This is a genomic window from Curtobacterium citreum (assembly GCF_006715175.1).
Taxonomy (GTDB): domain Bacteria; phylum Actinomycetota; class Actinomycetes; order Actinomycetales; family Microbacteriaceae; genus Curtobacterium; species Curtobacterium citreum.
Genome location: NZ_VFMQ01000001.1, coordinates 3,123,691 through 3,150,366, shown reverse-complemented (window position 1 = coordinate 3,150,366; position 26,676 = coordinate 3,123,691). Strand labels below are relative to the sequence as shown.

Annotated in this window: 20 protein-coding genes; 12 read left to right on the top strand and 8 right to left on the bottom strand. The window is 73.4% G+C overall.

The annotated features are described in order from the left end of the window. Positions 1-326 precede the first annotated feature (326 nt). From FB462_RS14850 to FB462_RS14835, 4 genes are all read left to right on the top strand, one after another. A complete protein-coding gene (locus FB462_RS14850; protein WP_141862698.1) occupies positions 327-1,784 on the top strand; it encodes a sugar porter family MFS transporter in 1,458 nt (485 codons plus the stop codon). 160 nt (positions 1,785-1,944) lie between these two features. Beyond that, positions 1,945-2,649, top strand: coding sequence for a DUF4396 domain-containing protein (locus FB462_RS14845; RefSeq protein ID WP_229666939.1), 705 nt, complete (start codon positions 1,945-1,947; stop codon positions 2,647-2,649). Positions 2,650-2,669: 20 nt separating this feature from the next. After that, complete coding sequence (locus tag FB462_RS14840; protein WP_141862695.1) at positions 2,670-3,134, top strand: MarR family winged helix-turn-helix transcriptional regulator; 465 nt, start codon at positions 2,670-2,672, stop codon at positions 3,132-3,134. Positions 3,135-3,183: 49 nt separating this feature from the next. Further along, entirely contained in the window at positions 3,184-4,986 is a 1,803-nt protein-coding gene (locus FB462_RS14835) for a chloride channel protein (RefSeq protein WP_141862693.1), read from the top strand. Between the two features lie 61 nt (positions 4,987-5,047). Here the strand turns inward: FB462_RS14835 and FB462_RS14830 are convergent, their stop codons facing one another. From FB462_RS14830 to FB462_RS14815, 4 genes are all read right to left on the bottom strand, one after another. Further along, positions 5,048-6,022 carry a zinc-binding dehydrogenase gene (locus FB462_RS14830; RefSeq protein WP_167510203.1) on the bottom strand — a complete coding sequence of 325 codons (975 nt, stop codon included), beginning with the start codon at positions 6,020-6,022 and terminating at the stop codon, positions 5,048-5,050. Between the two features lie 27 nt (positions 6,023-6,049). Next, positions 6,050-6,472 (bottom strand): organic hydroperoxide resistance protein, encoded by a 423-nt coding sequence (locus FB462_RS14825; RefSeq protein WP_058729284.1) that lies wholly within the window; start codon positions 6,470-6,472, stop codon positions 6,050-6,052. Between the two features lie 86 nt (positions 6,473-6,558). Continuing rightward, complete coding sequence (locus tag FB462_RS14820) at positions 6,559-7,074, bottom strand: MarR family winged helix-turn-helix transcriptional regulator (protein WP_180224749.1); 516 nt, start codon at positions 7,072-7,074, stop codon at positions 6,559-6,561. Positions 7,075-7,235: 161 nt separating this feature from the next. Next, positions 7,236-8,855, bottom strand: a complete 1,620-nt coding sequence (locus tag FB462_RS14815; protein ID WP_229666940.1) for a DHA2 family efflux MFS transporter permease subunit — start codon at positions 8,853-8,855, stop codon at positions 7,236-7,238. Positions 8,856-9,012: 157 nt separating this feature from the next. Here FB462_RS14815 and mvk point away from each other — a divergent pair, with 157 nt between their 5' ends. The 8 genes from mvk (at position 9,013) to FB462_RS14775 (ending at position 17,027) form a co-directional block, all read left to right on the top strand. Next, complete coding sequence (gene mvk / locus FB462_RS14810) at positions 9,013-10,002, top strand: mevalonate kinase (RefSeq protein ID WP_141862690.1); 990 nt, start codon at positions 9,013-9,015, stop codon at positions 10,000-10,002. Then, positions 10,002-11,009 carry a diphosphomevalonate decarboxylase gene (mvaD, locus tag FB462_RS14805; protein WP_175326001.1) on the top strand — a complete coding sequence of 336 codons (1,008 nt, stop codon included), beginning with the start codon at positions 10,002-10,004 and terminating at the stop codon, positions 11,007-11,009. Before mvk ends, mvaD begins: the two co-directional genes overlap by 1 nt. Then, a complete protein-coding gene (locus FB462_RS14800; RefSeq protein ID WP_141862686.1) occupies positions 11,006-12,085 on the top strand; it encodes a phosphomevalonate kinase in 1,080 nt (359 codons plus the stop codon). Before mvaD ends, FB462_RS14800 begins: the two co-directional genes overlap by 4 nt. Then, complete coding sequence (locus FB462_RS14795) at positions 12,082-13,146, top strand: hydroxymethylglutaryl-CoA reductase (protein ID WP_114850574.1); 1,065 nt, start codon at positions 12,082-12,084, stop codon at positions 13,144-13,146. The genes FB462_RS14800 and FB462_RS14795 overlap by 4 nt, the downstream gene beginning before the upstream one ends. Then, entirely contained in the window at positions 13,143-14,318 is a 1,176-nt protein-coding gene (locus tag FB462_RS14790; RefSeq protein WP_141862684.1) for a hydroxymethylglutaryl-CoA synthase, read from the top strand. The genes FB462_RS14795 and FB462_RS14790 overlap by 4 nt, the downstream gene beginning before the upstream one ends. Before the next feature lie 165 nt (positions 14,319-14,483). After that, positions 14,484-14,984: a hypothetical protein gene (locus FB462_RS14785; RefSeq protein WP_141862682.1), complete on the top strand. Its 501-nt coding sequence runs from the start codon at positions 14,484-14,486 to the stop codon at positions 14,982-14,984. After that, a complete protein-coding gene (locus FB462_RS14780; protein ID WP_141862677.1) occupies positions 14,984-15,889 on the top strand; it encodes a hypothetical protein in 906 nt (301 codons plus the stop codon). The genes FB462_RS14785 and FB462_RS14780 overlap by 1 nt, the downstream gene beginning before the upstream one ends. Positions 15,890-15,893: 4 nt before the next feature. Further along, complete coding sequence (locus FB462_RS14775; protein ID WP_141862675.1) at positions 15,894-17,027, top strand: alpha/beta hydrolase; 1,134 nt, start codon at positions 15,894-15,896, stop codon at positions 17,025-17,027. A 237-nt stretch (positions 17,028-17,264) separates the two neighbouring features. Here FB462_RS14775 and FB462_RS14770 read toward each other — a convergent pair whose 3' ends face one another. The 4 genes from FB462_RS14770 to FB462_RS14755 all read right to left on the bottom strand — a co-directional run bounded on the left by FB462_RS14770 (position 17,265) and on the right by FB462_RS14755 (position 26,619). Continuing rightward, entirely contained in the window at positions 17,265-19,052 is a 1,788-nt protein-coding gene (locus tag FB462_RS14770; RefSeq protein WP_141862673.1) for a sulfite reductase subunit alpha, read from the bottom strand. Further along, positions 19,049-24,655, bottom strand: coding sequence for a glutamate synthase-related protein (locus FB462_RS14765; RefSeq protein WP_208738921.1), 5,607 nt, complete (start codon positions 24,653-24,655; stop codon positions 19,049-19,051). Before FB462_RS14765 ends, FB462_RS14770 begins: the two co-directional genes overlap by 4 nt. A gap of 332 nt (positions 24,656-24,987) precedes the next feature. Further along, positions 24,988-26,268 carry a glycosyltransferase gene (locus tag FB462_RS14760; protein ID WP_141862669.1) on the bottom strand — a complete coding sequence of 427 codons (1,281 nt, stop codon included), beginning with the start codon at positions 26,266-26,268 and terminating at the stop codon, positions 24,988-24,990. 75 nt (positions 26,269-26,343) lie between these two features. Then, positions 26,344-26,619, bottom strand: a complete 276-nt coding sequence (locus tag FB462_RS14755; protein ID WP_141862667.1) for a hypothetical protein — start codon at positions 26,617-26,619, stop codon at positions 26,344-26,346. Positions 26,620-26,676 lie beyond the last annotated feature (57 nt).

Here is a 26,676-nt window from a genome sequence, read left to right as displayed (position 1 = left end):
TGTGCGGTGCCGTGCGTCTCGACTGGACCGAGGTGCGTTGTGACTCCGCACAACCGGAAGCAGCTCGCGCCACGGGCTTCCGTGGCGCGACGTGCTTCCGGTTGTGCCGAACGTCCCGGCCGGGTCGGTCGGCTGCCGACCGATCGACCGACCACCCGCCGGCCGTGGCGCGCGCCCGGGTGATTGGACCGCGCCCGCGCTGATCGGGGCTTTCATGGAGCGATCCACACGTCAGATTGGCTTAATGTGTGATTGACAGGACATGGATCGGGGCTACCATCGGTCCCACGCGAAGACGCGCGATCACCCGACGAAGGAGTCACCGCATGGTCGACATCAAGCCGACAGCACCGAAGGTCGCACTGCCCCCGGTGGGCACCGGCCCGCACCGTCGCCGCCTCGGCGTCCTGGCCCTCGTCGCCACGTTCGGCGGCCTGCTGTTCGGCTACGACACCGGCGTGATCAACGGTGCTCTGCTGCCCATGAAGCAGGAGCTCGGGCTGACGAACCTCACCGAGGGCGTCGTGACCAGTTCCCTGCTGTTCGGGGCCGCGATCGGCGCGATGCTCGGCGGTCGGATCGCCGACGGCTGGGGGCGTCGCAAGACGATCATCCTGCTCGCGGTGACGTTCTTCGTCGGCACCGTGGTCTGTGTCGCCGCGCCGGCGTTCGGCGTCATGGTGATCGGCCGAGTGCTCCTCGGGTTGGCGGTGGGCGGTGCCTCGACGGTCGTCCCCGTGTTCCTCGCCGAGCTCGCGCCGTACGAGATCCGCGGATCCCTCTCCGGTCGCAACGAGCTGATGATCGTCATCGGGCAGCTCGCGGCCTTCGTCGTGAACGCGATCATCGGCAACCTCTGGGGCGAGGGCAACGGCGTCTGGCGCGTCATGCTCGCCGTCTGCGCCCTGCCGGCGATCGCGCTCTTCGTCGGCATGCTCCGCGTCCCCGAGTCGCCCCGGTGGCTCGCGTCGAAGGGCCGCAACGACGAGGCGCTCGAGGTCCTCGGACAGATCCGATCGCGGGAGCGTGCGGTCGCCGAGCTCGACGACATCAAGCGGACGAACGAGTTCGAGGCGAAGGTCGAGCGGGTGAGCGGCTGGCGCACCCTGCTCGGCAACAAGTGGCTCATCCGCATCGTGCTCATCGGGGCTGGCATCGGCGTCGCGCAGCAGCTCACCGGCATCAACTCGATCATGTACTACGGACAGACCGTCCTGATCGAGTCCGGCTTCCAGCAGTCGGCAGCGCTCATCGCCAACATCGCACCCGGCGTCATCGCCGTGGTCGGCGGTGTGATCGCCATCGCCAACATGGAGCGGATCAACCGTCGGACGACGCTCATCATCGGGTACTCGCTGACCACGGTCTGTCACTTCCTGATCGGGATCGCGTCGATGACCCTCGTCGAGGGCAACCCTGCCCGGCCCTGGGTCATCCTGTTCCTGGTCGTCGCGTTCGTCGGATCGATGCAGACCTTCCTGAACATCGCCACCTGGGTCATCCTGTCCGAGATCTTCCCGACGCAGATCCGGGCGCTCGGCATGGGCATCGCGGTGTTCTGCCTCTGGATCGCGAACGCGTTCCTCGGGCTGTACTTCCCGACGATCGTCGCCGCCACCGGGATCACCGGGACGTTCTTCGGCTTCGGCATCGTCGGCCTGCTGGCGCTCTTCTTCATCTGGAAGTTCGTCCCGGAGAGCCGCGGGCGCACCCTCGAAGAGGTCGAGGAGGGCGTCACCACCGGCAACATCTTCGTGGTCGACAAGAAGCAGACGCGCGCCTGAGGCGCGCGCACGGGACGGACGGGAGGCGCGGTGCCAGCGGGCACCGCGCCTCCCGTCCGTCTGCCGGTCACCCGGGGGACGCGAGCCCGGGAACCGACATCGGCGGTGTCGGTACGCTCGGCGGTTGTACGGGTACAACCATGCGCGGAGGGTGGACAGGGTGACCGGACTGCAGGTGGCGGACCTCCCGCCCGCGCTCACGGCCGTCTGCGCCGTCCTGCTCGTCCTGGCGGTCGGCTGCGCCGCGTTCGTGGCCGTCGACGTCGTCCGCCACCCACCGCACATGCGGGTGATGGCGCTCGTCTGGCCGCTCACGATGCTGTTCGGCAGCGTCGTGTGGCTCGTCTTCTACCTGCGCCGCGGCCGGGCGACCGTGGACGGACACGGCCGCTGGGCGGGTGCCGCGATCGACACGAGCCATTGCGGTGCCGGGTGCGCGCTCGGCGACCTGGTGGGGGAGTTCGGGCTCGTCGCGTTCCCGGCGCTCGGCACGCTCGTCGGGCTCGGGTCGCTCTACGGGGACCCGATCTTCGCGGGCTGGATCATCGACTTCGTGATCGCCTTCGTGGTGGGGATCGCGTTCCAGTACGCGGCCATCGCCCCGATGCGCGGGCTCGGGTGGCGGGACGGGCTCGTCGCCGCGCTCAAGGCCGACACCTTGAGCATCACGGCGTGGCAGGTCGGCATGTACGGCGTGATGGCGCTGCTGCAGTTCGCGGTGCTGCCGGCGGTCCTGGGCGGTCGGCTCGCGGTGACGACGCCCGAGTTCTGGGTCGCGATGCAGCTGGCCATGGTCGCGGGCTTCGTGTGCTCCTACCCGGTGAACGCGCTCCTGGTGCGGTGGGGGCTCAAGGAGGCGATGTGACCGCCTGCCAGGATGAGGGCATGTCGGAGCACGCTGTCCAGGGGATCGACGAGGTCCTCGCCGCCTCCCGGGGGCTCCTCGGGGTCGTCGCCCGGTCCCTGGCCCCCGCGCTCGAGGACGTCACCGTGCCGCAGTTCCGGCTCATCGTCCTCGTCGTCTCCCTCGGGCCGACGCGCTCCGGCGACCTGGCCGACCGGCTCGCGGTCGGCCCCTCGACCCTGACCCGGAACGTCGACCGGCTCGTCGCGGGCGGCTGGGTCGAGCGGCGTCCCGGCGCCGACAACCGGCGCGAGGTCCGCATCGCCGCGACCGACCGCGGGCGCGCCCTGGTGGACGAGGTGACCGAGCGCCGCCGTCGTGAACTCGAGGCGATCGTCGCGGGGATGCCCGAGCAGGACCGGGTGGTCGCGGTGGCGGGCATGGCGGCGTTCCGCCGGGCGATGGGGGAGCCGGCGCCCGAGGAGGTCTCCGCCTTCGGGGGCTGACGCCGACCGCTCTTGTGAGGAGCAACAGTTGCGTGCGTACAATCATTGCTTGTATGCAACTGATCGGAGGACCGTGCCCGCCCGCTTCCCCACCGTCCACGCCCACGTCCGGCTCGCCGGCACCCGCTTCGGGTCCGCCGCGCTCCGCCTCGCCCTCCCCGCACTCGTCGTCGGCGCCGGCGCCGGGGTCGCCGCCGTCGTCTTCCGCTGGCTGATCGAGCACGCGACGCTCCTGTTCAGCGGCCACGCCGACTACGCCGCGATGACCGGGCACCCGCCGAACCCCTGGGTCCCGTGGCTCGGCGCCGGGTTCGTCGTCCTCGCGCCGGCCGTCGGTGGACTCCTGTACGGACCGCTCATCCAGCGCTTCGCCCGGGAGGCCCGCGGCCACGGTGTCCCCGAGGTGATGTTCGCCATCGCCCGGAACGGCGGCCGGATCCGTGGCGGCGTCGCCGTGGTCAAGGCCCTCGCGAGTGCGATCTGCATCGGGTCGGGCGGCTCGGTCGGCCGTGAGGGGCCGATCATCCAGATCGGTTCGGCGCTCGGCTCGACGATCGGCCGGTGGATGCGGATGCCCGAGGGTCGGCTCCGCACGCTCGTGGCCTGCGGTGCGGCCGGGGGTATCTCGGCGACGTTCAACGCCCCGGTCGCCGGGGTGTTCTTCGCGCTCGAGCTCCTGCTCCGCGACTTCACCCCGACGTCGTTCGGGGCGGTCGCCGTCGCGAGCGTCACGGCGGCCCTGATCGGTCGCGCGGCCTTCGGGGACACGGCCTTCCTGCACCTGCCGACGATCGGCGCCGTGACCCCGCCGGAGTACCTGCTGTTCGCCCTGCTCGGGTTGCTCGCGGGCGCGGTCGGCATCGGCTTCACGCGCGTGCTGTACCTGGTCGAGGACCTCTGCGACGTGGCCTGGCGGGCGACCCGGGGCCCGGAGTGGCTGCGGCCCGTGGTCGGCGGGCTGCTGCTCGGCGCGCTGCTCCTGGTGCTGCCGCAGATGTACGGCGTCGGCTACCCGGTGCTCGAGGACGGGGTCGCCGGTCGGTACGCGCTCGGCTTCCTCGCGGTGCTCGTGGTCGGCAAGGTGCTCGCGACCTCGTTGACGCTCGGCATCGGCGGCTCCGGCGGGGTGTTCGCGCCGTCGCTGTTCGTCGGCGCGATGACGGGTGCGGCCTTCGGCGAGGTCGTGGCGTCGGTGGCGCCCGGGATGCACGGTCAGGTCGGTGCGTTCGCGGTCGTCGGGATGGGTGCGGTGTTCGCCGGGTCGACGCGGGCGCCGATCACGGCGGGGATCATGTTGTTCGAGCTGACGGGTGACTACGCCCTCGTGCTCCCGCTGTTCGTCGCGATCGTCGTCGCCACCGCGGTCTCGCGGGTGCTGTCCCGCGACACGATCTACACGCTCAAGCTCAGCCGCCGCGGGGTGGACCTGACCGACTCGGCACCGCTGCCGACCGAGGGTGCCAGGTCGGACGTGCCCGTCGGTGCGGCGGTCCGGCCGCTCGGACCGGTGCTGCCCGCCACGGCGACCGCGGACGAGGCACTCGCCCGGCTCGGTGCGGCGGACGCGGGGGCGCTGGTCGTCGTGGACGCGGACGGTCGCCTGACCGGGGTGGTGACGGCGCGGTCGGTCGGTGACGCGCTGCTCGCCGACGAGGGCTTCGGCACCCGCGTGGTCGGGGACGTCCTGGCGGACGTCGAGGCCGTCCCGGCCGACGCGCGGCTCGCCGACGTCGTCGAGCGGGTCGTCGACGCCGACGGCGGGACCGGACTGCCGGTCGTGGACGGCGACGGTCGGCCGGTCGGGTGGCTGGGCACCACGGACGCGCTGCGGGCCCTGGTCCCGACCCCGTGACGGACTGGAGGCCCGTGGCGGTCTCGCCACGGGCCTCCAGTCCGTCTGTGGTCCGGACCCGCTACGGGCGCAGGAGGACCTTGCCGACGCGACCGGCGGTGTCGCTGGCGCGGGCGGCGTCACGGGCGTCCTCGAAGACGAAGGTCTCGGAGACGGGGAGCGTCAGCGAGCCGTCGAGCACGCGCGTGATGAGCTCGCCGAAGAGCTGGCCCTTGAGCTCGGCGGGCATCGTCTTGCTGACGACCGCGCCCCAGAAGCCCTTGACGGTGAGCTGGCCGAAGATGACCTTGCCCGACGGGATCTCGAGCGTGGGGGAGGCCATCGCACCGAACACGACGAGCGTGCCGTTCTCGCCCAACACCGAGGCGATGTCGCCGGCGGCCTTGCCGCCGACGGACTCGACGCCCGCGACGATCGGGGCGCCGCCGGTGATGGCCGCGACCCGGTCCTTCCAGTCGTCCGCGTCGGTGGCGACGATCCGGTCGATGCCCTGGGCGCGGAGTTCCTCGACGCCCTCGGCGCGACGGACCAGGCCGATCACGTTGATGCCGCGGGCCTTGCCGAGCTGTGCGACCATGCGGCCGACGGCGCCGTTCGCGGCGTTCTGGATGATCCAGTCGCCCTCGTGCAGGTCGAGCGAGTGCAGCAGGCTGATCGCGCTGAACGGCATCGAGACGAGCTGCGCGGCGGACTCGTCGTCCATCGCGTCGGGGACCGGGACGAGCCCGGCGGCGTCGGCCACGGAGTACTCGGCCCAGACGCCGAAGGTGCCGCCGGCGACGCGCTGGCCGACCTGCAGGCGGTCGACGCCCTCGCCCAGGGCCTCGACGACGCCGAGCGCCTCGGTGCCGCTGGCGGCGGGCAGCTCGGGCTTGAAGCCGTAGGTGCCGCGGATGGTCCACAGGTCGTGGTTGTGGATCGGGGAGAGGACGGTGCGGACGAGCACCTGGCCGGGGCCGGGCTGCGGGACCGGGCGCTCGGCGACGGTCAGGACGTCGGCGGGCTCACCGAAGGTCTCGTGCACGACGGCGCGCATGGTGGTGGGGGTGGTGTCGGTCATGGGTCAGTCCTCCGAGACGACGATGGTGACGTCGATGTTGCCGCGGGTCGCGTTCGAGTAGGGGCAGACCTGGTGCGCGGCGTCCGCGAGGGCCTGCGCGACGTCGTGCTCGACGTCCGGGATGACGACCTCGAGCATGACGGCGAGCTGGTAGCCGCCCTGGCCGTTCGGGCCGATGGACACGCGGCCGCCGACAGTCGAGTCGGTGATCTTCACCTTCTGCGCGCGGGCGACGCCCTGCAGCGCGGAGTGGAAGCACGCGGCGTAGCCGGCGGCGAAGAGCTGCTCGGGGTTCGCACCGTTGCCGGAGCCGCCCATCTCCTTCGGGATGGCCAGGTCGTGCTCGACGCGGCCGTCGCTGGTGGCGACGTGGCCGTTGCGGCCTTCGCCCGTGGCGAGGGCCTCGGCGGTGTAGAGGACGTCCATGTGGGTCCTTCCTTCCTTCGTGGGGGTCAGTGGGCCGGCGACGGGGCCGGCCCGAGTCTCGGGGTGGGCGACGAGTCCCGCGTCCGTCAGCCCGAGACTCGTCGCCGAGAGCGCGACTCGGGGCCGGGACCGGCTGTGGGTGCGGGGCCGGAGGTGGATCCGGGGGCCGGTGCGTCGGCGGCAGCGTGCATGGTGGCCGTCAGGCGCTGCAGGTTCGCGATGAGCTCGAGCGCGGCCTGCTCGTCCGGCAGGCCCATCCCGGCGGCGATGCGCGCGGGGACGTGCGCGAGTTCGGGCCGGATCGAGCGGCCCCGGTCGCCGAGGGTCACGGTGACGACGCGCTCGTCGGTGCTGCGGCGCTCGCGGCGGACCAGGTCGGACTGCTCCATGCGGCGGAGCAGCGGCGAGAGCGTGCCCGAGTCGAGCTGCAGGTGCTCGCCGAGGCTCGACACGGTCTGGTCGCCCTCGATCCACAGGGTCACGAGGACGAGGTACTGCGGGTAGGTCAGGCCCCAGGGCTCGAGCAGCGCGCGGTACGCCTGGGTGGTGGCCCGGGACGCCGCGTACAGCGAGAAGCACACCATCTCGTCGGTCACCGGCATGCCCCCAGTGTGCCACGCAATCCAGTTGTGCACAACCCAATTGCGCGCAGTGCTGAGCTGTGGCGGGTTGCGCTTCCGCAAGACGCGATGTGGGCGGTTCCTCGCAGCGACATTCCGCTGCGAGGAACCGCCGAGGTTGCGTTTCGCGGGGGAGGGGCGGGTCAGGCGGGGGAAGCGGCCGAACGGGCGGTCGGCTGCTCGTCCGGGGTCGGGTCGGGGCGACGGAGCCGGAGCGTCGCGGCCAGGCCGAGCACGAGGAACCCGGCGGCGGACCACGCTGCGGCACGGGTCCCGTCGCTGAAGGCCGTGGCGGCGACGTCGGCGGTCGCTGCGTCGCGCTCCCGGAGGCCGGCGATCGCCCCGCCGGAGGAGGTCACGACCGCGTCGGACACCCGGGACGCGACGCCGGACGGGGTCCCGGCGTCCTCGAGCCGCTGCTGGACGAGTCCGCCCGTGCTGGTGAAGAGCACCGTCCCGAGCACCGCGATGCCGAGCGCCGACCCGATCTGCCGCGCGGTGCTCTGGGCGCCGGAAGCCTCGCCGCTGCGCTCCACCGGGACGTCCTGCAGCACGACCCCGGTCAGCTGTGCGGTCGCGAGCCCGACGCCGAACCCGTAGACGAACAGGCACGGCACGACCGCCCACCACGGCGTGTCCGCGGAGACGACGAACCCGATCGCCGCGACCCCGACGATCTCCGCGGCGATGCCGATCCGGACGATGGGGAGCGGGCCGATCCGTTGGCCGGCGGTGGCCGCGAACCCGCTCGCCACGAACGAGCCGATCGCCAGCGCGAGCAGGACGAAGCCGGTCTGCAGTGCCGAGTAGCCGAGCACGTTCTGCAGCCAGAGCGGCAGCGACAGGACGATCCCGAACTCGCCGAGCGACACGATCAGGGCCGCGATCGAGCCGTTCCGGAACGACCCGATGCGGAACAGGTCGAGCGCGATCAGGGTCGAGCGTCCCGAGCGCTGCCGGCGTCGGGACCAGGCGACGAAGGCGATCCCGGCGACGATGGTCAGCGCGAAGGCGAACGGGATCGGGGAGGTGCCCGCCGGCCACGCCCAGCCGCCGACGCGGAAGCGCTCCGCGGGTGTCCACCACCCGTACGTCCGCCCCTCGATCAACCCGAACACGAGCGACGCGCTCGTCAGCACGCTGAGCACGGCACCGACCACGTCGATCCCGCCGGCGTGTGCGGTGTCCCGGGACTCCCGGACGGTGAAGAACGCACCGACGACGATCGCGATGCCGAGCGGCACGTTGATCCCGAACGCCCAGCGCCACGAGAAGTCCGTCGTCAGCCAGCCGCCGAGCAGCGGGCCGACCGCGACCATGCCGCCGATGGTCGATCCCCAGACCGCGAAGGCGATGCCACGCTCACGCCCGGTGAAGGTCGCGTTGACGAGCGACAGCGTGGTCGGGAGCACCATCGCGCCGCCCAGGCCCTGCAGGATCCGGGCCGCGACGAGCAGGTCCCCCGTCGGGGCGATCGCCGCGAGCACCGAGGCCGCCACGAAGACCGAGACGCCGATCGTCAGCAGGCGCCGCCGTCCGTAGCGGTCGGCGAGCGAGCCGAACACGAGCAGCAGCGCGGCGAACACCAGGGTGTAGCTCTCCTGGACCCACTGCACGAGCGTCGAGTCGATGTCCAGGTCGGCGACGATGCTCGGGATCGCGACGTTCACGATCGTCGAGTCGACGATGATCAGGGAGACCGCGACGCTGATGACGACGAGTCCCGCCCAGCGGCGGCGGTCGGGGACGGACGGGGTGTGCACGGGCCCTCCTGGTGGTCGGCAGACGGAAATCGTCAGCATGCTGACGACAATGTACGCCTGCGGCCCGTGCGCGTCCGGGTCGATGTGTCCGGGGGTACGTCCGGCCGGCGCACACGTCCCGCACCGCCCGCGTCCGGTTAGGCTGACCTGAGCCACGATGACCAACCACGACACCGACCGCACCGCGACCCCGCACCCGGGCACCACCCTCCGCCCCGGGACCGGGTCCTCCCACGGCAAGACGATCCTGATCGGCGAGCACGCCGTGGTGTACGGCGTACCCGCACTCGTGCTGCCCGTCCTGGACGTCCGCGTGACCGCGACCGCGACCCCGGTGCCGTCGACGTCGGGCAGCGCACTCGAGTCCACCGTGCACACCGGTCCGCTCGACACCGCGCCCGCCGCCGTGCTGCCGACCGTCACGGCGGTCACGGCCACGCTGCGGCACCTCGGCGCCCCCGGGCAGCACCTGCACGTCCGCGTCGACAGCGCCGTGCCGACAGCCCGCGGCATGGGGTCGAGCGCCGCGGTCGCCGCCGCCGTCACGGCCGCCGTCGCCGACGTCTTCGGCCGGACCCTGGACGCGCAGGAGCACCACGAGCTCGTGCAGGAGTGCGAGCGGGTCGCCCACGGCCGACCGTCCGGGCTCGACGCCCGCGGTGTGGTCGCCGACGTCCCGGTGTGGTTCGAGGACGGTGTCGTCGAACCCGTCCCGCTCGGCGCCGCGTTCACGTTCGTCGTCGCCGACACCGGCGTCCCCGGGCACACGCGCGAGGCCGTCGCCGCCGTGCGGGAGCGCCACGACCGCGACCCGCAGGCCGTCGACGCCGTGGTCGCGGCGATCGGCGACCTGGCCCGTCGCGCACGGGGGACACTCGTGGACGGCGACGCACAGGGCCTCGGTGCCACGATGGACGCCGCGCACGGACTGCTCACCGAACTCGACGTGTCGAGCGCGGACCTCGACCGGCTCGTCGACGCCGCACGCCGTGCGGACGCCCTCGGCGCGAAGCTCACCGGCGGTGGGCGCGGCGGATGCGTCCTCGCGCTCGTCGCCGACGCCACGCACGCCGACCGCGTCGCGACGGCCCTCCGTGCCGCCGGCGCGACGGAGACCTGGACCACCACGATCGGAGCCCGCGCTTGATGACCGCCACCGCCGTCGCGCACCCCAACATCGCGCTCGTGAAGTACTGGGGCAAGGCCGACGCGCAGCTCGCCCTCCCGGCCACGGGCAGCGTGTCGATGGGCCTCGACGTGTTCCCGACGACCACCACCGTCACGCTCGACGGTGCCGCGGCGGCGGACTCGCTCGTGCTGAACGGCGGCGCGGCCCCGGACGGCGCCCTGCTCCGCGTGCAGCAGTTCCTCGACCTCGTGCGCCAGGCCGCGGGGTCGTCCGTGCACGCCGCGGTGGTGTCGGAGAACACCGTCCCGACCGGCGCCGGGCTGGCGTCGAGCGCGTCGGGCTTCGCGGCGCTCGCGACGGCCGCGGCCGCCGCGTACGGGCTCGACCTGTCCGAGCGCGACCTGTCCCGGCTCGCCCGTCGCGGCTCCGGCTCCGCCACCCGGTCGATCCCCGGCGGCGTCGCGGTGTGGCACGCTGGCGACGACCAGGCGTCGTTCGCCGAGCGCGTCCCCGCGCCGCCGATGGCGATGGTCGTCGTGACGATCTCGGCCGGCGAGAAGGCGATCGGGTCGCGCGAGGCGATGCGCCGCACGATCGCGACCTCGCCGTTCTACCCGGCGTGGGTCGAGTCGACCACGGCCACCGTCGACGACATGCTCGCCGCGTGCGCCGCCGGGGACTTCGCCCGCATCGGCGAGCTCACCGAGAGCAACGCGCTCCGTATGCACGCCACCATCGAGGGCGCGTTCCCGCCGATCCGCTACCTGAACGCCCGCAGCGTCGCCGTGTTCGACGCCGTCGCCGGACTCCGTGCCGACGGGCTGACCGCGTACGCCACGGCCGACGCCGGCCCGAACGTCGTCGTGCTCACCACGCCCGAGGACCGCGGCGCCGTCGCGGCCGCCCTCGCCGACCTGGGAGACGTCATCGAGTCCGGCACCGGACCAGGCGCGCACCTGCTCCGCTCCGAAGGAACGGAGGCACCCGGAGCGGGTGCCGTCCGACCGGAGGAGACCGCCGAGTGATCGAGTTCCGCGCCCACGGCAAGCTGTTCGTCGCGGGCGAGTACGCCGTCGTCGAGCCCGGGCAGCCGTCCGTGCTCATCGCCCTCGACCGCGCCATCACGGCCCGGGTCGCCGAGGGCCACGGATCGGGCACCGTGCACTCCGAGGAGTACGGCCACCTGCCACTCACCTGGACCCGCGCGGACGACGGGCTCGCACTCGACCGCGAGCACCACCCGTACGACTACGTGATGGCGACGATCGACCTCGTCGAGAAGCTCCGCGCCGAGCGGGGGATCGCCCCGCGGTTCCACGACCTGCGGATCGAGAGCCAGCTCGACGACGCCAGCGGCCGGAAGTTCGGACTCGGGTCCTCCGCCGCCGTGACCGTCGCGACCGTCGGCGCGCTCGACCGCTTCTACGGCATCGGGCTGTCCCAGCGTGACCGCTTCCGGGTCGCCCTGCTCGCCACCATCCGGGTGAACCCCCGGGCGTCCGGCGGCGACCTCGCGGCGAGCACCTTCGGCGGGTGGCTGCGGTACAGCGCGCCCGACCGGGAGCGCCTCGCGGGGATGCTCGGCGGCCGGACGGTGTCCGAGGTCCTGGCCGACGCGGACGCGTGGACCGGGTTCGACGTCGAACGGCTGCCGGCGCCGAAGGACCTCGAACTGCTGGTCGGCTGGACCGGTTCGCCCGCGTCCACGACGAAGCTCGTCGACGTCGTGCGGCGCCACCGCAACGGTGGCTACCCGGCGTTCCTCGACGAGAGCCGGACCTGCGTCGACGACCTGACCACGGGCCTCCGGTCCGGTGACGCGGCGCAGACGCTCGACGCCCTGCGACGCGCCCGCACGCTCCTGCAGGGGCTCGGCGCGTCGGTCGGGTCGCAGATCGAGACCGAGCGCCTCGCGACCCTGTGCGACGTGGTCGAGGCGGCCGGCGGGGCGGCGAAGCCGTCCGGCGCCGGCGGCGGCGACTGCGGCATCGCGCTCGTCCCGGCGGACACCGACCTCGCCGGCATCCACCGCGCCTGGGAGGCGCACGACATCAGACACCTCAGCGTCGCGGTGCAAGCGCCCGAAGGGAGCGTCGAATGACCGACCTGCTGACCCCGATCCCCACGAAGTGGGTGGGGCCGATCCGCGTGAGCGGCAACGCCGTCGAGGGCGAGCACGAGGTGCCGCTCGCGACGTACGAGTCGCCGCTCTGGCCGTCCGTCGGCCGCGGCGCCCGTGTCTCGCGGATGGTCGAGGGCGGGATCGTCGCGACCGTCGTCGACGAGCGCATGACCCGCTCCGTCGTCGTGAAGGCCGACAGCGCCGCCGCCGCGCACATCGCCGCGGGGCGGATCCTGGCGCGCCAGGACGAGCTCGAGCAGCTCGTCGCCGGGCAGAGCCGGTTCGCGAAGCTGATCGAGGTGCACCCGGAGATCGTCGGCGACCTGCTGTTCCTGCGCTTCGCGTTCACCACGGGCGACGCCTCCGGCCACAACATGGTCACGCAGGCGGCGGACAAGCTGCTGCCGGCGATCCTCGCGTGGGAGCCGGGCCTGCGGTACGTCAGCGTCTCGGGCAACTTCTGCACCGACAAGAAGGCCACCGCGGTGAACGGCATCCGCGGACGCGGCCGGAACACCATCGCCGAGATCGTCATCCCGGGCGAGGTCGTCGAGAAGCGGCTCCGGTCGAGTGCCGCGCGGATCGCCGAGCTCAACGTCGCGAAGAACCTCGTCGGGTCGACGATCGCCGGTGCCCTGCGCTCCGCGAACGCGCACTACGCGAACATGCTGCTCGGCTTCTACCTGGCCACCGGGCAGGACGCCGCGAACATCGTCGAGGGCTCGCAGGGCATCACCTACGCCGAGGCCCGCGGCGACGACCTGTACTTCTCGACCGCGCTGCCGCACCTGATCGTCGGCACGGTCGGCAACGGCAAGGGCGGCGACCTGCCGGTCGTCGAGGACGCGCTCGTGCGGCTCGGCTGCCGCGAGGAGCGCGAACCCGGCGCGAACGCCCGACGCCTGGCGGCCCTGTGCGCCGCCACGGTCCTCTGCGGTGAGCTCTCCCTGCTCGCCGCCCAGACGAACCCCGGAGAACTGATGGCGGCCCACGTCGCCATGGAACGCCGGGGCTCCCGGCCTGCAGGAGGTGCAGCATGACCGCGCAGCAGCCGCTGAGCATCGGCATCCACGACATCGCGATCGCCACCGGCCACCACGTGCTCGAGCTCGACGACCTCGCCGAGCGCCTGGGTGTCGACCCCGCGAAGTACCACGTCGGCATCGGCCAGGACGCGTTCAGCGTGCCCGCGCCCGACGAGGACATCGTCACGATGGGGGCCGCCGCCGCCAAGGAGGTCATCGACCGCCACGGCGTCGAGGGCATCCGCACGGTGCTGTTCGCCACCGAGTCCGGCGTCGACCAGTCCAAGGCCGCCGGCGTCTTCGTGCACGGGCTGCTCGGCCTGCCGCAGTCGGTGCGCGTCGTCGAGCTCAAGCAGGCCTGCTACGGCGGGACCGCGGCCGTGCAGCTCGCGCTCGGCATCGTCGCGCGCGCCCCGCACGAGCGGGTGCTCGTGATCGCCGCCGACGTCGCGCGGTACGACGTGGACACCGCCGCGGAGCCCACGCAGGGCGCCGGTGCCGCCGCGATCCTGGTGTCCGCGGATCCGGACCTCGTCGAGCTCGAGCCGGCCGCCGGTGTCTTCACCGCCGACGTCGACGACTTCTGGCGTCCGAACGACCGCTCCACGGCGCTCGTCGACGGGCGGCTCTCGGTGAGCGCGTACGTCGACGCCTTCGTCGGCGCGTGGGACGACCTCGCCGCGCAGGGCGGTCCCGCGTACGCCGACATCACCCGCTTCGTGCACCACCAGCCGTTCACGAAGATGGCCCTCAAGGCGCACCGGAAGCTGACGCAGCACGTCGGGGAGCCCTTCGACGAGTCCGAGCTCGCGATCGGCTTCACCTACAACCGGCAGACCGGCAACACCTACACGGCGTCGATCTGGATCGGCCTCGCGGCACTCCTCGACCTGGACGACGAGCTCGGCGGGCAGCGCATCGCGATGTTCAGCTACGGCTCCGGCAGCGTCGGCGAGCTCATGACGGGCATCGTGCAGCCCGACTACCGGTCGCACCGCCGCGAGGGTCGCGTGCGCGCGGTGCTCGATGCGCGCGTCCGGCTGACGGTCGACGAGTACCGCGCGCTGCACGCCGGCGGCGCCGCCACCAGCGAGGACGTCGAGCGTCCCCGGGTCACCGCCGGCCCGTACCGGTTCGCCGGGGTGCGCGGTGGCGCACGCCACTACGAGGCGGTCGCGCAGGACTGAGCGGGTCCGGCCCGCCAGGACGCGGACGGGAGGATCGTGGCGGGCCCGCCACGATCCTCCCGTCCGTCGTCCGCCACCCCGCGACCGCGCGCGCCGACGTCGGGACCGCACCGCCCGCCGCGTGGATCCGGGCCGGTAGGCTGTCCGCGGGACGAGGGGGAGTCGATGGCAGGGCGGAACGTGACGAGGGTGGTCGCCGACCTCGTGCGCACGCTGCCGACCGACCCGCGTCTCGACGACGTCGTGGCCGCGGTCGCCCGCACGGTCGGCACGCCGACACGCGTCGTCGACGTGGACGGCCCGTCGTGGGGCAGCCTCACCGCACTCGTCTCGCAGGCGCCGCACGAGAACCTCGTGCTCGTCCCCGCCGCCGTGCCGCCCCTGTACCGCATGCACTGCGTGCTGCACGAACTCGGGCACCTGCTGCACGGCGACGCCGGGGCGCCGACGCCCGCGTCGGTCGCGTCGCTCGCCGCGGGGACGAACGTGTGCCAGCGGGACGTCGACGGCCGGAGCGCGGCGCACGCGGACGACCCGACGCAGACTGCCGGGCACGGGCTCGTGCGCGTGTCCGGCGACGACGAGCACTTCGCGGAGCGCTTCGCGTACGAGGTCGCCACCGTCCTGCTCGGCGCGGGGTCGTCGGACGAGCGGGCCTACGGCTGATGGGTGCCCTGCACGCCGCCACCTTCTGGTGCGCGGCCCTCATCTTCGTGGCGCGGACGCCGTCGGTGTGGCGGAACCCGCGCGGTCGCGCGGCCTGGGCGGCGACCGGGGTGGGCGCCCTCGGGCTCCTCACCCTCGGCAGCGTCGTGCCGCAGACCGTGCTCGACGGGTGGCTCGGCGGCACGAACCTCATCAACCTCGTGCAGAACGTCTGCGCGACCACCGCCTTCTGGCTCATGCTCCGCGCGTCCACGGGCGACCTGCCGCGCCGACCGGTCCTGGCGCACCCCCTCGCGCTGCTCGCCGTGGTCACCGCGTTCACGATCCCGTTCGCGTGCATCACCGACCGGGGCACGACCGCGTTCCACTTCATCGTGCTCGGCATCGACCAGACCGCGATGTGGCTCTACGCCTCGGTCTACATGGCCTGCGTGGCCGCGATCACGGTGACGACGCTCGTGCGCGGGCTGCCGACCGGGCGCGGAGCCCTCGGGGTCTTCCGGGTCGGACTCGTCCTCGTCACCCTGGCCAGCGTCGAGGAGATCGTGTCGCTGACGGCCGACCACCTCGGCCTGGCCACCCCCGGCGTCCGCGACGCGTTGCGGTTCGCGTTCGACCCGCCCTTCTACCTCGGCATCGTGCTCGTCGTGGTCGGCATGGCCTCGTTCACGGTGCGCCGGTGGGTCCGCGACCTGCGGCTCGGTCGGCACCACCGTCGGCTCGCCCGCGTCGTCCGACACCACGGCCTGCGGCCCGTCGAACGGCGCGCCGACCTGCGGGTGCGGACGTACGACCTCGTCATCGCGATCCGCGACGCCGAGGTGCAGGGACGGACGATCGACCCGGGCGAACTCGCGCACGTGCGGTCGGCGGAGCGGGTGCTCGCTCGGAACCTCGGAGGATGACGGCATGACGGTCGTGGTGTGGGTGCTCGTCGCCCTGGTGGTGCTCGTGGTGGTCGGCGGGCTGCTGGCCGTCCGTGCGGTGGTCGGCAAGATCGTCCTGCCCGGGCGGCACCGGTGGACGCCGGTGCTCGACGCGGACGCCGACTCGGTGCAGCTGCCCCTGACCGCCGACACACTGCGGCCGGGGGAGTACGGCCTGTGGCACGAGGGCGACGGGCACACCACGGTCGGGCCGGTGCTCGAGGTCGACGAGGCCGCCGGCACCGTCCGCCGCGCCGTGGTCCGGACGACCGGCGCGGTGTCCGCCCGCATCCGGTGGAGCGGTCACGTGCACCCCGACCCCGCCGCGATGGAGGTCGACTGGTCCGAGGTGTCGATCCCGACCCCGCTCGGCGCGGCCCCGGCGTGGGTGGTGCGCCCCGCCCGCCCCGACGACGACGCCGCGGCCACGTGGGCCGTCCACGTGCACGGCATCCGGACGACCCGGGTGACCGCGCTCCGGACCGTCCCGGCGGCGCTCGAGGCCGGCTGGACCTCGATCGTGCCGTCGTTCCGCGGGGACGGTGAGGCGCCGTGGGAGGGACGCGCGTCGCACCTCGGTGCCCGGGAGTGGGTCGACGTCGAGGCAGCCCTCGACCACGCGGTCGCGAACGGTGCGCGGCGGATCGTCCTGGTCGGCTGGTCGATGGGCGCCACGATCACCCACGAGCTGCTGCTGCGCTCGGCCCACCGCGACCTGGTCACGGGCGTGCTGCTCGTGGCGCCGGCGCTCGACTGGGAGGCGGCCGTCCGCTTCCAGGCGGCCCGCACCCCGGTGCCCGGGTTCGTCGTCTCCGCGGCCCTCGCGGCGATGCGCACGCCGCTGCTGCACCGCGTGGTCGGGCTCCGTGCGCCGGTCGACGTCCGGGCGCTCTCGTGGCTCCGGGTCCCGCCGCCCCTGCCGCCGACGCTGCTCGTGCACTCCGACGGGGACCGCACCGTGCCGTTCGCCGTGAGCCAGGAGTTCGCCGCGGGGGAGCCCGACCGGGTGACCCTGGTGGTCAGCGGCTCGGCCGAGCACGCGTGGGAGCGGAACCTCGACGCGGCGTGGTTCGACGCGCAGGTCGCCGGGTGGATCGCGGGGCTGCCCGCGCGCTGAGGGCGCTGCACCGCGTCGCGCTGATCGGGTGGTGACCCGGGGACGGACGGGAGGCCCGTGCCGGTGCCGCCACGGGCCTCCCGTCCGTCAGCCGGTCGCGTGAGCGATCCTTCCCATCGCCTCCGTCCTGGGATGCCGATCCGCGCGTCGGAGGCCGGAAGGAACGGCCTCCTCCGAGCGGAACGGCACCCGACGCGCGGAAGCGCCTTCCACGCGCGGATCGGCACCCCGCGCGGGTCAGTAGACGTCGCGGACGTACCGCTTCGCGCGCCGCAGGTCGGCCAGGTACCCGAGCGCGTCGTCGGCGCCCCGGCCCCGCTGCTCGGCGACGACGTCGAGCAGCGCCTGCTCGACGTCCTTCGCCATCCGCGAGGCGTCGCCGCACACGTACACGAACGCGCCGTCCTCGAGCCACCGGTACAGCTCGACGGCCTGCTCCCGCATCCGGGTCTGCACGTAGACCTTCTCGGCCTGGTCGCGTGAGAACGCCAGGTCGAGCCGGTCGAGCACGCCGGACTCCCGGAACGCGGTGAGCTCGTCCTCGTAGACGAAGTCCGTGTCGCGGTGCTGGTCGCCGAAGAACAGCCAGTTGCGCCCGGTCGCCCCGGCGGCCGCCCGCTCGTGCAGGAACCCGCGGAACGGGGCGATCCCGGTCCCGGGGCCGATCATCACCATCGGGGCGTCGCCGTCGGCCGGTACCCCGAACGCGGCGTTCGGCTGCAGGTACACGCCGACCTCGCCGTCCGCCTGCACCCGGTCCGCCAGGTACGTGGACGCGACGCCGTGGTGGGTGCGTCGGGTGTCCCCGTACCGGACGCTCGCGACGGTCAGGTGCACGCGGCCGGGGTGGGCGAGCGGGCTCGACGAGATCGAGTACTGCCGCGCCTGCAGTCCGCGGAGGTTCGGCAGCAGCTCGTCGAGCGACGGCGCCGCGGGTCCGGCGTCCACGAGCAGGTCGAGGACGTCCCGCCCCCACAGCCACCGGTCGAGCTCCTGCTTGTCGCCGTGCGCCACGACCGCGGCGAGCTCCGACGCGGGCGCACGCTGCACCAGGTCGGCGACGAGGTCCTTCGACGGCGTCCGGATCTCGCGCTCGACGCGCAGGACCTCGGCGAGCGGTCGGCCGTCGACGTCCGCCGCACCGTCCGCGCCGAGGTGGTCGAGCAGCTGGTCGACGAGCGCCGGGTCGTTGTGCGGCACCACGGCCAGCGCGTCGCCGGCCGCGTACGTGATCCCGGAGTCGCCGAGGTCGAACTCCAGGTGCCGGATCTCCTTCGCGCTCCGCGGCGCACTGAGCACCCGGTTCACGACGAGCGGCGCCCGGTACGGGGTGCGCTTGGTCCACTGCGCACCCGGCCGGGAGGCACGACCCGCGCCCGCCCCGCCGGCTGCGGTCGCCGTCGGCGCGGTCCCGGCAGCGGCGGTCCCGCCCGCCGCGGCGACGCCGGCCTGGGCGGCGATCCGGTCGAGGACGGCGGCGCTCCACAGGGCGGCCGGGTCCTCGTAGTCGACGTCGCAGTCCACCCGGTCGTGCACGCGGGTCGCACCGAGCTGCTCGAACCGCAGGTCCAGGAGCTTCCCGGCCTGGCAGAACTCGTCGTAGCTCGTGTCGCCGAGCCCGAGCACCGCGTACTGCACGCCCTCGAGACGGGGGACCGCGGGGGACTGCAGCGCCTCCCAGAACAGGCCGGCGTTGTCGGGCATCTCGCCCTCGCCGTACGTCGAGGTGACGACGAGCACGTGCGTCATGTCAGCGAGCTGCTCCGGCGACACGGCGTCGAGCGGGGTGGCCCGACCGCCGAGGCCCCTGGCGGTCGCGCCGGCGACGAGGTCCTCGGCGAGGAGCTCCGCGTTGCCGGTCTGCGTGCCGAACAGCACGTCGATCGTCGTGGTCGGCGCTGCCGGGGCGGCCTTCTTCCCCGCGGCGGCGATGCCCGCGATGAACCCGGCGAGCCAGGACTCCTGCGCGGCCGAGAACGGGGCGTCGACGGGGATGAGCGACCCGGTCGGGGGCATGGTCGTCATGCCGTCACCGCCTCGACCGGGGCGAGCGGCGCGCGGCGGGCGATGTCCTCGAGCGCCGCGGTGGCGAGCAGCTCGTCGAACCGTGCGGCTCGGCGTCGGCCGGCGTTCTTGGCGGTCTGGTGCATCATCCACCCCGTGGTCCCCGGTGCGTCCGAGCTGCGGTTGTTCCGCTGCGCGAGCGCACGCTTGGCGTCGTCGAGCCGCTTCGTCGCGATGAGCGTCGCGAGCTCGTCGTCCGCGAAGGACTCGAGCGTGCGGCGCAGGTACTTCACGACCCGCTGCTTGACCTGGAAGTCCTCGGTCAGGACGAGGTTGCGGACCGCCTCGGTGACCCGGGGGTCGCCCGCCGCGGCACCGGGGACGCGCTCCTGCGCCACGTCCTGGGCGACGCCGAGCACCGTGTACGACGACAGGAGCGCGAACGTGTCCTCGCCCTGGTCGCCGAGCGCGGGAGCGCGGCCGTCGAGCACGGTGCGCCGGTCGCGGTAGTCCGTCTTGAACGCGCGGAGCTTGTCCGTCGCGACCGAGGTCGCGAGCTCGTCGAGGAGCTCCGGTCGGGTCGCGGCGGCGAGGATCTCGTCGGCGTCCTGGCTGAGCAGGAGCGCCCGCGGCATGCCGACGTACACGTGGTCGCGGGTGGTCTCCCACGCCGCGAGCAGCCGCTCGGCGAGCGCCGAGCCCGTCGCCTCGAGGTGCCACTCGAGCAGGAGCTTCGCGGCCGCCTCGTGGAACGCCCCGCGACCGGTCTGGGTGACGGGGAACACCAGGAGCGAGTCGGTGCTCGCGCGCTCGGTCACCTGCCCCGAGGGGTCGTACTGGTACAGGAAGCCGCCGGACATGCCGTTCCCGAGCCCCTTGCCGAAGCCGCCGAGGTTGAGCACGGCACCGCCGGTCATGTACTCGCAGCCGAAGTCGCCGAGGCCCTCGACGACCGCGGTCGCCCCGGAGTTGCGCACGGCGAAGCGGTCGCCGGCCTCGCCCTCGACGAACGTCCGGCCGCCCGTGGCGCCGAACAGCGCGAAGTTGCCGACGAGGACGTTGCCGCCGCGTTCGGCACTGCCGCCGCCCGGCGCGCGGACGACGATCCGGCCGCCGGACTGGCTCTTGCCGACGCCGTCGTTCGCGGTGCCGGTGTGGTCGAGCGTCGTGCCGTCGTTCGTGAACACCCCGTAGGACTGCCCCGCGGACCCGCTCGTGCGGATCGTCAGGGCGCCGTCGACCAGCCGACGGCGACCGCGGTCGTCCTCGGCGATCGCCGGGTGCGCGGACAGGTCGGCCCCGCGGAGCTCGTGGTTCAGGATCCGCTCGAGGTCGATGCCGAGCTGGCCGCCGACGGACTTGTCCGCGTTGCCGAGGACGACGCCGTCGACCACGAGCGTGTGCTCGTGTCCGTCGACGAGCGCCGTGCGCACCTGGGCGATGAGCGCGTCGTCGGTCCGGTAGTCCTTCTCGAGGTACTCCGGGTCTGCGACGACCTTCTCCGGCACCTGCGCCAGGAGGTCCCGCACGTCGAGCCGGCCGACGCTCGCCGGGTGGTCGAGCAGCTGCAGCAGGTCGGTGCGCCCCCGGGCCTCGCGGAGCGACCGCAGCCCGAGGCGCGCGAGGATCTGCCGAACGTCGTGCGCGATGTTGAGCAGGTACTGCGCGAGCGCACGCGGGTCGCCCTCGAACGCCTCGGCGTTCGTGGTCAGGCCGGCGGGGCACTTCACGTTGCAGTTCTTCGCCATGACGCAGCCGAGCATCATGAGCGCGGTCGTGCCGAACTCGAACGAGTCGCCGCCGAGCAGCGCGCTCGTGACGACGTCCGATCCGGTCTGGTGGGCGCCGGAGCAGCGGAGCGTGACCTTCTGCCGCAGGCCGTTCGCGACGAGGGCCTGGTGCACCTCGGCGACGCCGATCTCCGCGGAGCGGCCCGCGTACTTCAGGCTCGTGACCGCCGCGGCACCCGTCCCGCCGGTGTTCCCCGCGACGTTGATGACGTCCGCGCCGGCCTTCGCGACGCCGACGGCGATCGTCCCGATGCCCTCGGAGGACACGAGCTTCACGACGACCCGGACGCGGGCGGCCTTGCAGTCGTGGATGAGCTGCGCGAGGTCCTCGATCGAGTACGTGTCGTGGTGCGGCGGCGGCGAGATGAGCTCGACGCCGGGCGTGCCTCCGCGTGCGGCGGCGATGTCCACCGTGACCTTCGGCGCGGGCAGCTGACCGCCCTCGCCGGGCTTGGCGCCCTGGCCGATCTTGATCTCGAGCTCCTCGAGCATCGGGTCGGCCAGGTAGCCCGCCCAGATGCCGAACCGACCCGAGGCGAACTGCTTGATCTTCGAGCCGCGGATCGTCCCGTAGCGGGAGTGGTGCTCGCCGCCCTCGCCCGAGTTCGACATGCCGCCGACCATGTTCGTGCCGTGCGCGACGGCCTCGTGCGCCGTGGCGACGAGGGCGCCGTGGCTCATCGCCCCGGACGCGAGCGTGCGGGTGATCTCGTGCGCGGGCTGCACCCGGTCGAGGTCCACGCTCGCCGGGGCCGCCTGCAGCAGTGCGAGGAGCGCGGCGGCGGCGCCGGTGGCGCGGAGCGTCACCTGGTCGTCGTCGACGGCGTCGACGTCCACCTGGCCGGGGTGCAGCAGGGCGAGCCCGTCCGCGAGGGCCAGGTGGCGTGCGGAACCCGTGGGTCCCGTCGACGTGAGCTCCAGGCGGAAGCGGGTCGTGCCTCCCGGCAGTCCGTCGGGCGAGGCGGGCCGCGAGCCGGACAGGCCGCGCACCGTGATGCTGGCGTTGCCGGTCGTCGAGAACCGGCCGAGCTCGCGTGCGAAGTCCTCGGCCTCGTCGATGCCCGTGACGTCCGCGGGCAGCGCGAGCACGTCGCGGAGCGCTGCGGGGCGGCGGGACCGCTCGTCGTGGGTGGTCTGCAGGAACGACACGTAGCCGGGCGTGATGCGGTGTGCGTCGACCTCGGCGTCGCTCAGCCGGTCGTAGCCGGTGCCCCGGTACGCGCTGTCGGTGATGCCGAAGGCGTCGTCGAGCTGGCCGAGGGTGAGCAGGCGGAGCGCCTCTGAGTCGCCGGCACGCTCGAAGGCCGGGCGCTCCTCGGTCATCCCGCCGAAGCCGCGGACGCTCGCGACGCCGAACGAGTGCCCGGCGCCGTCGGAGCGCTCCTTGAACAGACCGAGCAGCGGGACCTGGGCCTCGGTCGCGACCGAGCGGGCGCGCTCGTGCCACTCCGTCGCGGCCTGCGCGATGCGGGTGAAGCCGACACCGCCGACCGGGGCCTGCATGTACGGGAACACCCGGGCGAACAGGTCGTCCCCGGTGTCCAGGTAGTTCGGCTCGAAGAACGCGCCGCCGATGTAGCTCTCCGCGGTGCACAGGCCGACGCGGCCCATCGTCTTCGCGAGGGCCTTCTCCGCCGCCTTCCGGAAGCGCCGCAGGGCCAGGTCGGTCGCGGTGACCTCGCCGGCGGGGGCGGCCTCGGCGGGGTACTGCTCCTCGGCACGGAGCCGGGCCGACAGGCTGTAGACCGCCGACGCACCGAAGCCGAGCGCCGTGGCCACGTGGTGCGACGACGGCAGCTGGCCGGACTCGGCGACGATCGACAGGCGCAGGCGCAGGCCGGTCTCGATGAGCCGCTGGTTCACGGCCGCGACCGCCAGGATCACCGGGAGCGGTGCGCGGGTCGAGGACACCGCGCGGTCGGTCAGGACCGCGATGCCGCCCGTGGTGCGCGCGAACGCCTCGACCCGGTCGCACAGGGCCTCGACGGCGGAGCGGACGGCGTCGGCGTTGGCGTGCTCGTCGTCGACGACGGGCACGTAGAGCATGTCGAAGCGCTCGAGCGGGACGACGTCCTGGTCGCGCAGGCGGACCATGTCGAGGTGGCCGAGCACGGGGGACTGCACGACGATCTGGCGGGTCGGGACGGCGGCCGTGCCGGTGTCGGCCTGCGCGCTGGTGTGTCCACCAGCAGCCGCCCGCGTGTGGGCGTCGAGCTTGGCGCCGAGGGCCACGCGCATCGACATGCCGTCGGCCTCGCGGATCGAGTCGAGCGGCGGGTTCGTCACCTGGGCGAAGCGCTGCGAGAAGTACTTCGCCATGCCGCCCTCGGTGTCGCTCAGGGCGTTGATCGCGTTGCCGTAGCCCATCGCCGAGATGCGCTCCGAGCCGTTCGCGAGCATCGGGTCGAGCATGAACCGGAAGCTCTCCTGGTTCAGCGAGTACGCGACGTAGCGCCCGGCGAGCGACAGGTCCCCGTCGTAGCCGAGCGTGCTCGTGCCGCGCTCGTACGCGGGCGCGGGCAGGGCGTCGAGCTCCACCCGGGCGGCGTCGAGCAGCGCGCCGAAGGGCCTGCGGGCGGCGAGCAGCTCGAGGGCCTCGCGCGTGCGCAGCACCGCACCGGCGCGGTGGTCGACGACGAGCATGCCGCCGGCCTCGATCCGGCCGCGGTGCACGACCTCGTCCGCGGCGAACGCCACCTGGCCGGACTCCGACGCGACCATCAGGTACTCGGCGGTCTGCACGGTGCGGAGCGGCCGGAGGCCGAGCCGGTCGAGGCGGGCGCCGACCACGTCGCCGTCGCTGAAGATGACGGCGGCGGGACCGTCGTTCTTCTCCTCGTACAGCGAGTGGTACTCGAGCATGTCGCGCACCGCCGGGGTGAGCGTGCGGTCGTTCTCCCACGCCGGGGGCATGAGCGTCACGACGGCCTCGACCAGGTCCAGGCCGTCGTCGAACACCCGGCTCTGCAGGGTCTGGTCGAGCCGGCTCGAGTCCGACTGCCCTGGCGGCCGGACGATGCTGCGCGTGCGGGCGCGGGCCGAGGCCTCGTCGGACAGCCGGTTCTTGCGGTCGGTGTTCAGCTCGCCGTTGTGCGCCATCAGGCGGAACGGCTGGGCCATCGTCGGGTGCGGCTCGGTGTTCGTCGAGAACCGGGTGTGGAAGTACAGCGTCCGGACCGAGTGCCGCGGGTCACGCAGGTCGGTGAAGTACCCGATCACCTCGCCCGAGTTCAGCCGGCCCTTCAGCACCTGGGTCCGGGCGCTGAGCGACAGCGGGTACAGGGCCGCGTGCGGTGCGTGCTCCTCTGCGGCGCGGGCGTAGGCCACCGCCTCGATCGCGAGGAGCGCGCGGTTCGCCGCGGCGTCGACGTCGGCGCGGGACCAGGACTCCGGGGCGCGGAAGACCCACTGCACGATCGGCAGCTGGTACTGCTCGGCCTCCGGACGGGCGACGCCGTGGTCGACGGGGACGTCGCGGACCAGGAGCAACTCGAACCCCTGCTCGGTCAGCTCGGCCGTCACGAGGCGTTCGGCGTCGGCACGCTCGTCGGGGTCGGTCGGCACGAAGCAGTTCGCGACGCCGAAGTGCCCGGCGCGCAGGGTCTGGCCGGTGATCGCGCTGAAGAACTCCACCGACAGGTCGATGCTCACGCCCGCGCCGTCACCGACGCCCTCGGCGGACTTGCCGCCGCGGTGGGGGATCGCGCACAGTGCCTCGTCGCCCTTCACCAGGACGTCGTGGCTCGGGGTCCCGTCGAGACGGGTGATGAAGCCGACGCCGCAGTCGCTCGATTCGCGAGCAGGGTCGTACAGGCCGAAGGGGGAGGGGTTCACGAGCGGGTCCAGTGGAGCGAGTGCCGGCAGCGGTCGGCCAGGCTGCATCGGTGGAGCGCTCGCCGCGGGCAGACCGTCGGGTAGTGGCCGGGCCCTGTGGGGGTGGTGCGGTAGGGCGATGCTACGGGTTGGTATACCGCGCACGCAACAGACCGACCGGACGGGAGGCACGGGTCGGGTCCGGCGGGCGGGCGGCGGCCGGCTGGGTGCTGCTGCCGGCCGGTGCTGGTGCCGGTTCCGCTTCCGGTTCCGCAAGACGCAACGTCGGCGGTTCCTCGCAGCGACATACCGCTGCGAGGAACCGCCGACGTTGCGTTCCGCGGGCGGGACGGTCAGTTCGTGCGTTCCTCCACGACCTGCCGCTCGTCGCCGGTTGCGGGCGCGGCTGCGGGCGCGGGCGCGGGTGCGTCGCCCGGCCGCACGAGCACGGGGCGACGCCGCGTGCGGAACACCCACGCCTTGAAGAGCACGAACCGGACCCCGGTCGCGACGAGGTTCGCCCCCGTGAGCACGAGCACCTCGGCCCCGTGCGACGCCCCGGGCGTCGTCGCGTGCAGCACCACGAGCGACCCGGACGTGATCGCCCACGCGATCCCGAACACGACGAGCCCCTGCACGTGGTGTCGACCGGCACCGGCACGGCCGCGCACACCGAACGTGAACCGCCGGTTGAGGGCGGTGTTGCCGATCGCCGTCACCAGGAGCGCCAGGAAGTCCGCGGTCTGCGCACCGATCGCCGGGCGGAACAGCGCGTACAGCAGCGCGAAGGCGAGCGTGGAGAGGACCCCGATCGTGCCGAACCGCAGCACCTGTCCCAGGATCCCGACGTGCGGCGTGCTGAACGGACGCCGGCCGATCGCGTCGTACACCGGGGCGATCGGGATGCGTCCGGTAGCCAGGCCACGCGAGACCCGCCACATGCCCTTGAGGTCCTCGGTCGCGGTCGAGGCGATGTGCACCGAGGAGTTCACGTCGTCGACCCAGTCGACCGGGACCTCGTGGATGCGCAGCCCCGCGTGCTCCGCGAGCACGAGCAGCTCGGTGTCGAAGAACCAGGCGTCGTCCTCGCAGAGCGGCAGCAGGTGCTCCGCGGCCTCGCGGGTGACGGCCTTGAACCCGCACTGCGCGTCGGAGAACGAGACCCCCATGGTGCTGCGGAGGAGCAGGTTGTACGAGCGGGAGATGAACTCGCGCTTGCCGCCCCGGACCACGCGGGAGGACCCGACCAGCCGCGTGCCGATCGCCACGTCGGAGTGGCCGGACAGCAGCGGCGCGACGAGGGGTTCGAGCGCCGCGAGGTCCGTCGACAGGTCCTCGTCCACGTACACGAGCACCGCGGCGGGGGAGTCGCCCCACACCGCCTTGAGCGCGCGCCCACGTCCCTTACGGGCCAGGTGCACCGCGTGCACCTCGGGCAGCATGGCCGCGAGGTCGTCGGCGATGCGCGCGGTGTCGTCGGTCGAGGCGTTGTCCGCGATCGTGATCCGCCACGAGTGCTGCAACGAGGTCCGGCAGAACTGGTGCAGGCGCCGGACGTGTGCGGCGAGCGTGTCCTGCTCGTCGTGGCAGGGCACCACGATGTCGATGTCGAGGGTCTGGTCCGAGTCCGTCATGCCGATCAGGCTCGGCAGCGCTCCGATGCGGACCGCAGCAGCACCCTGTGCCGCGCGTAAGAAGCGGCGCCCGGGTCACTCGCCGAGGCCGAGCAGCACCTGCACCACCGCGACGACCGCGAGCGCCGCGATCGGGACGCCCGCGATCCAGGCGCCCGCGCGCATCTGGGTCCGGCGGATGGTCGGTGGCTCGTGCGAGGCCTGCGCGAAGCGCGTCGCCGCGACGAGCTCGGGAGCGCCGGCGGGCGGCTCCGGATCGGGCTGCGGGCGGTCGTCCTCGAACGCCGGGACCTCGACGACGAGGTCCTCCGGCCGGGGGTGCTCCGGCAGGTGGCCGTACCGGTTCTCCATCGCGTCCGCCCTCCGCTCGTGCCCGCAGCGTACCCGCCGGAGCGGCGGACCGGAACG

Bases quoted from the DNA above. Each gene is read 5' to 3' on its own strand.
- FB462_RS14795 (WP_114850574.1), top strand. From the start codon at position 12,082: ATGACCGACCTGCTGACCCCGATCCCCACGAAGTGGGTGGGGCCGATC.
- FB462_RS14850 (WP_141862698.1), top strand. From the start codon at position 327: ATGGTCGACATCAAGCCGACAGCACCGAAGGTCGCACTGCCCCCGGTG.
- FB462_RS14785 (WP_141862682.1), top strand. From the start codon at position 14,484: ATGGCAGGGCGGAACGTGACGAGGGTGGTCGCCGACCTCGTGCGCACG.
- FB462_RS14830 (WP_167510203.1), bottom strand. From the start codon at position 6,022: ATGCGCGCCGTCGTGCACGAGACCTTCGGTGAGCCCGCCGACGTCCTG.
- FB462_RS14790 (WP_141862684.1), top strand. From the start codon at position 13,143: ATGACCGCGCAGCAGCCGCTGAGCATCGGCATCCACGACATCGCGATC.
- FB462_RS14780 (WP_141862677.1), top strand. From the start codon at position 14,984: ATGGGTGCCCTGCACGCCGCCACCTTCTGGTGCGCGGCCCTCATCTTC.
- FB462_RS14820 (WP_180224749.1), bottom strand. From the start codon at position 7,074: ATGCCGGTGACCGACGAGATGGTGTGCTTCTCGCTGTACGCGGCGTCC.
- FB462_RS14755 (WP_141862667.1), bottom strand. From the start codon at position 26,619: ATGGAGAACCGGTACGGCCACCTGCCGGAGCACCCCCGGCCGGAGGAC.
- FB462_RS14760 (WP_141862669.1), bottom strand. From the start codon at position 26,268: ATGACGGACTCGGACCAGACCCTCGACATCGACATCGTGGTGCCCTGC.
- mvk (WP_141862690.1), top strand. From the start codon at position 9,013: ATGACCAACCACGACACCGACCGCACCGCGACCCCGCACCCGGGCACC.
- FB462_RS14775 (WP_141862675.1), top strand. From the start codon at position 15,894: ATGACGGTCGTGGTGTGGGTGCTCGTCGCCCTGGTGGTGCTCGTGGTG.
- FB462_RS14825 (WP_058729284.1), bottom strand. From the start codon at position 6,472: ATGGACGTCCTCTACACCGCCGAGGCCCTCGCCACGGGCGAAGGCCGC.
- FB462_RS14770 (WP_141862673.1), bottom strand. From the start codon at position 19,052: ATGACGACCATGCCCCCGACCGGGTCGCTCATCCCCGTCGACGCCCCG.
- mvaD (WP_175326001.1), top strand. From the start codon at position 10,002: ATGACCGCCACCGCCGTCGCGCACCCCAACATCGCGCTCGTGAAGTAC.
- FB462_RS14840 (WP_141862695.1), top strand. From the start codon at position 2,670: ATGTCGGAGCACGCTGTCCAGGGGATCGACGAGGTCCTCGCCGCCTCC.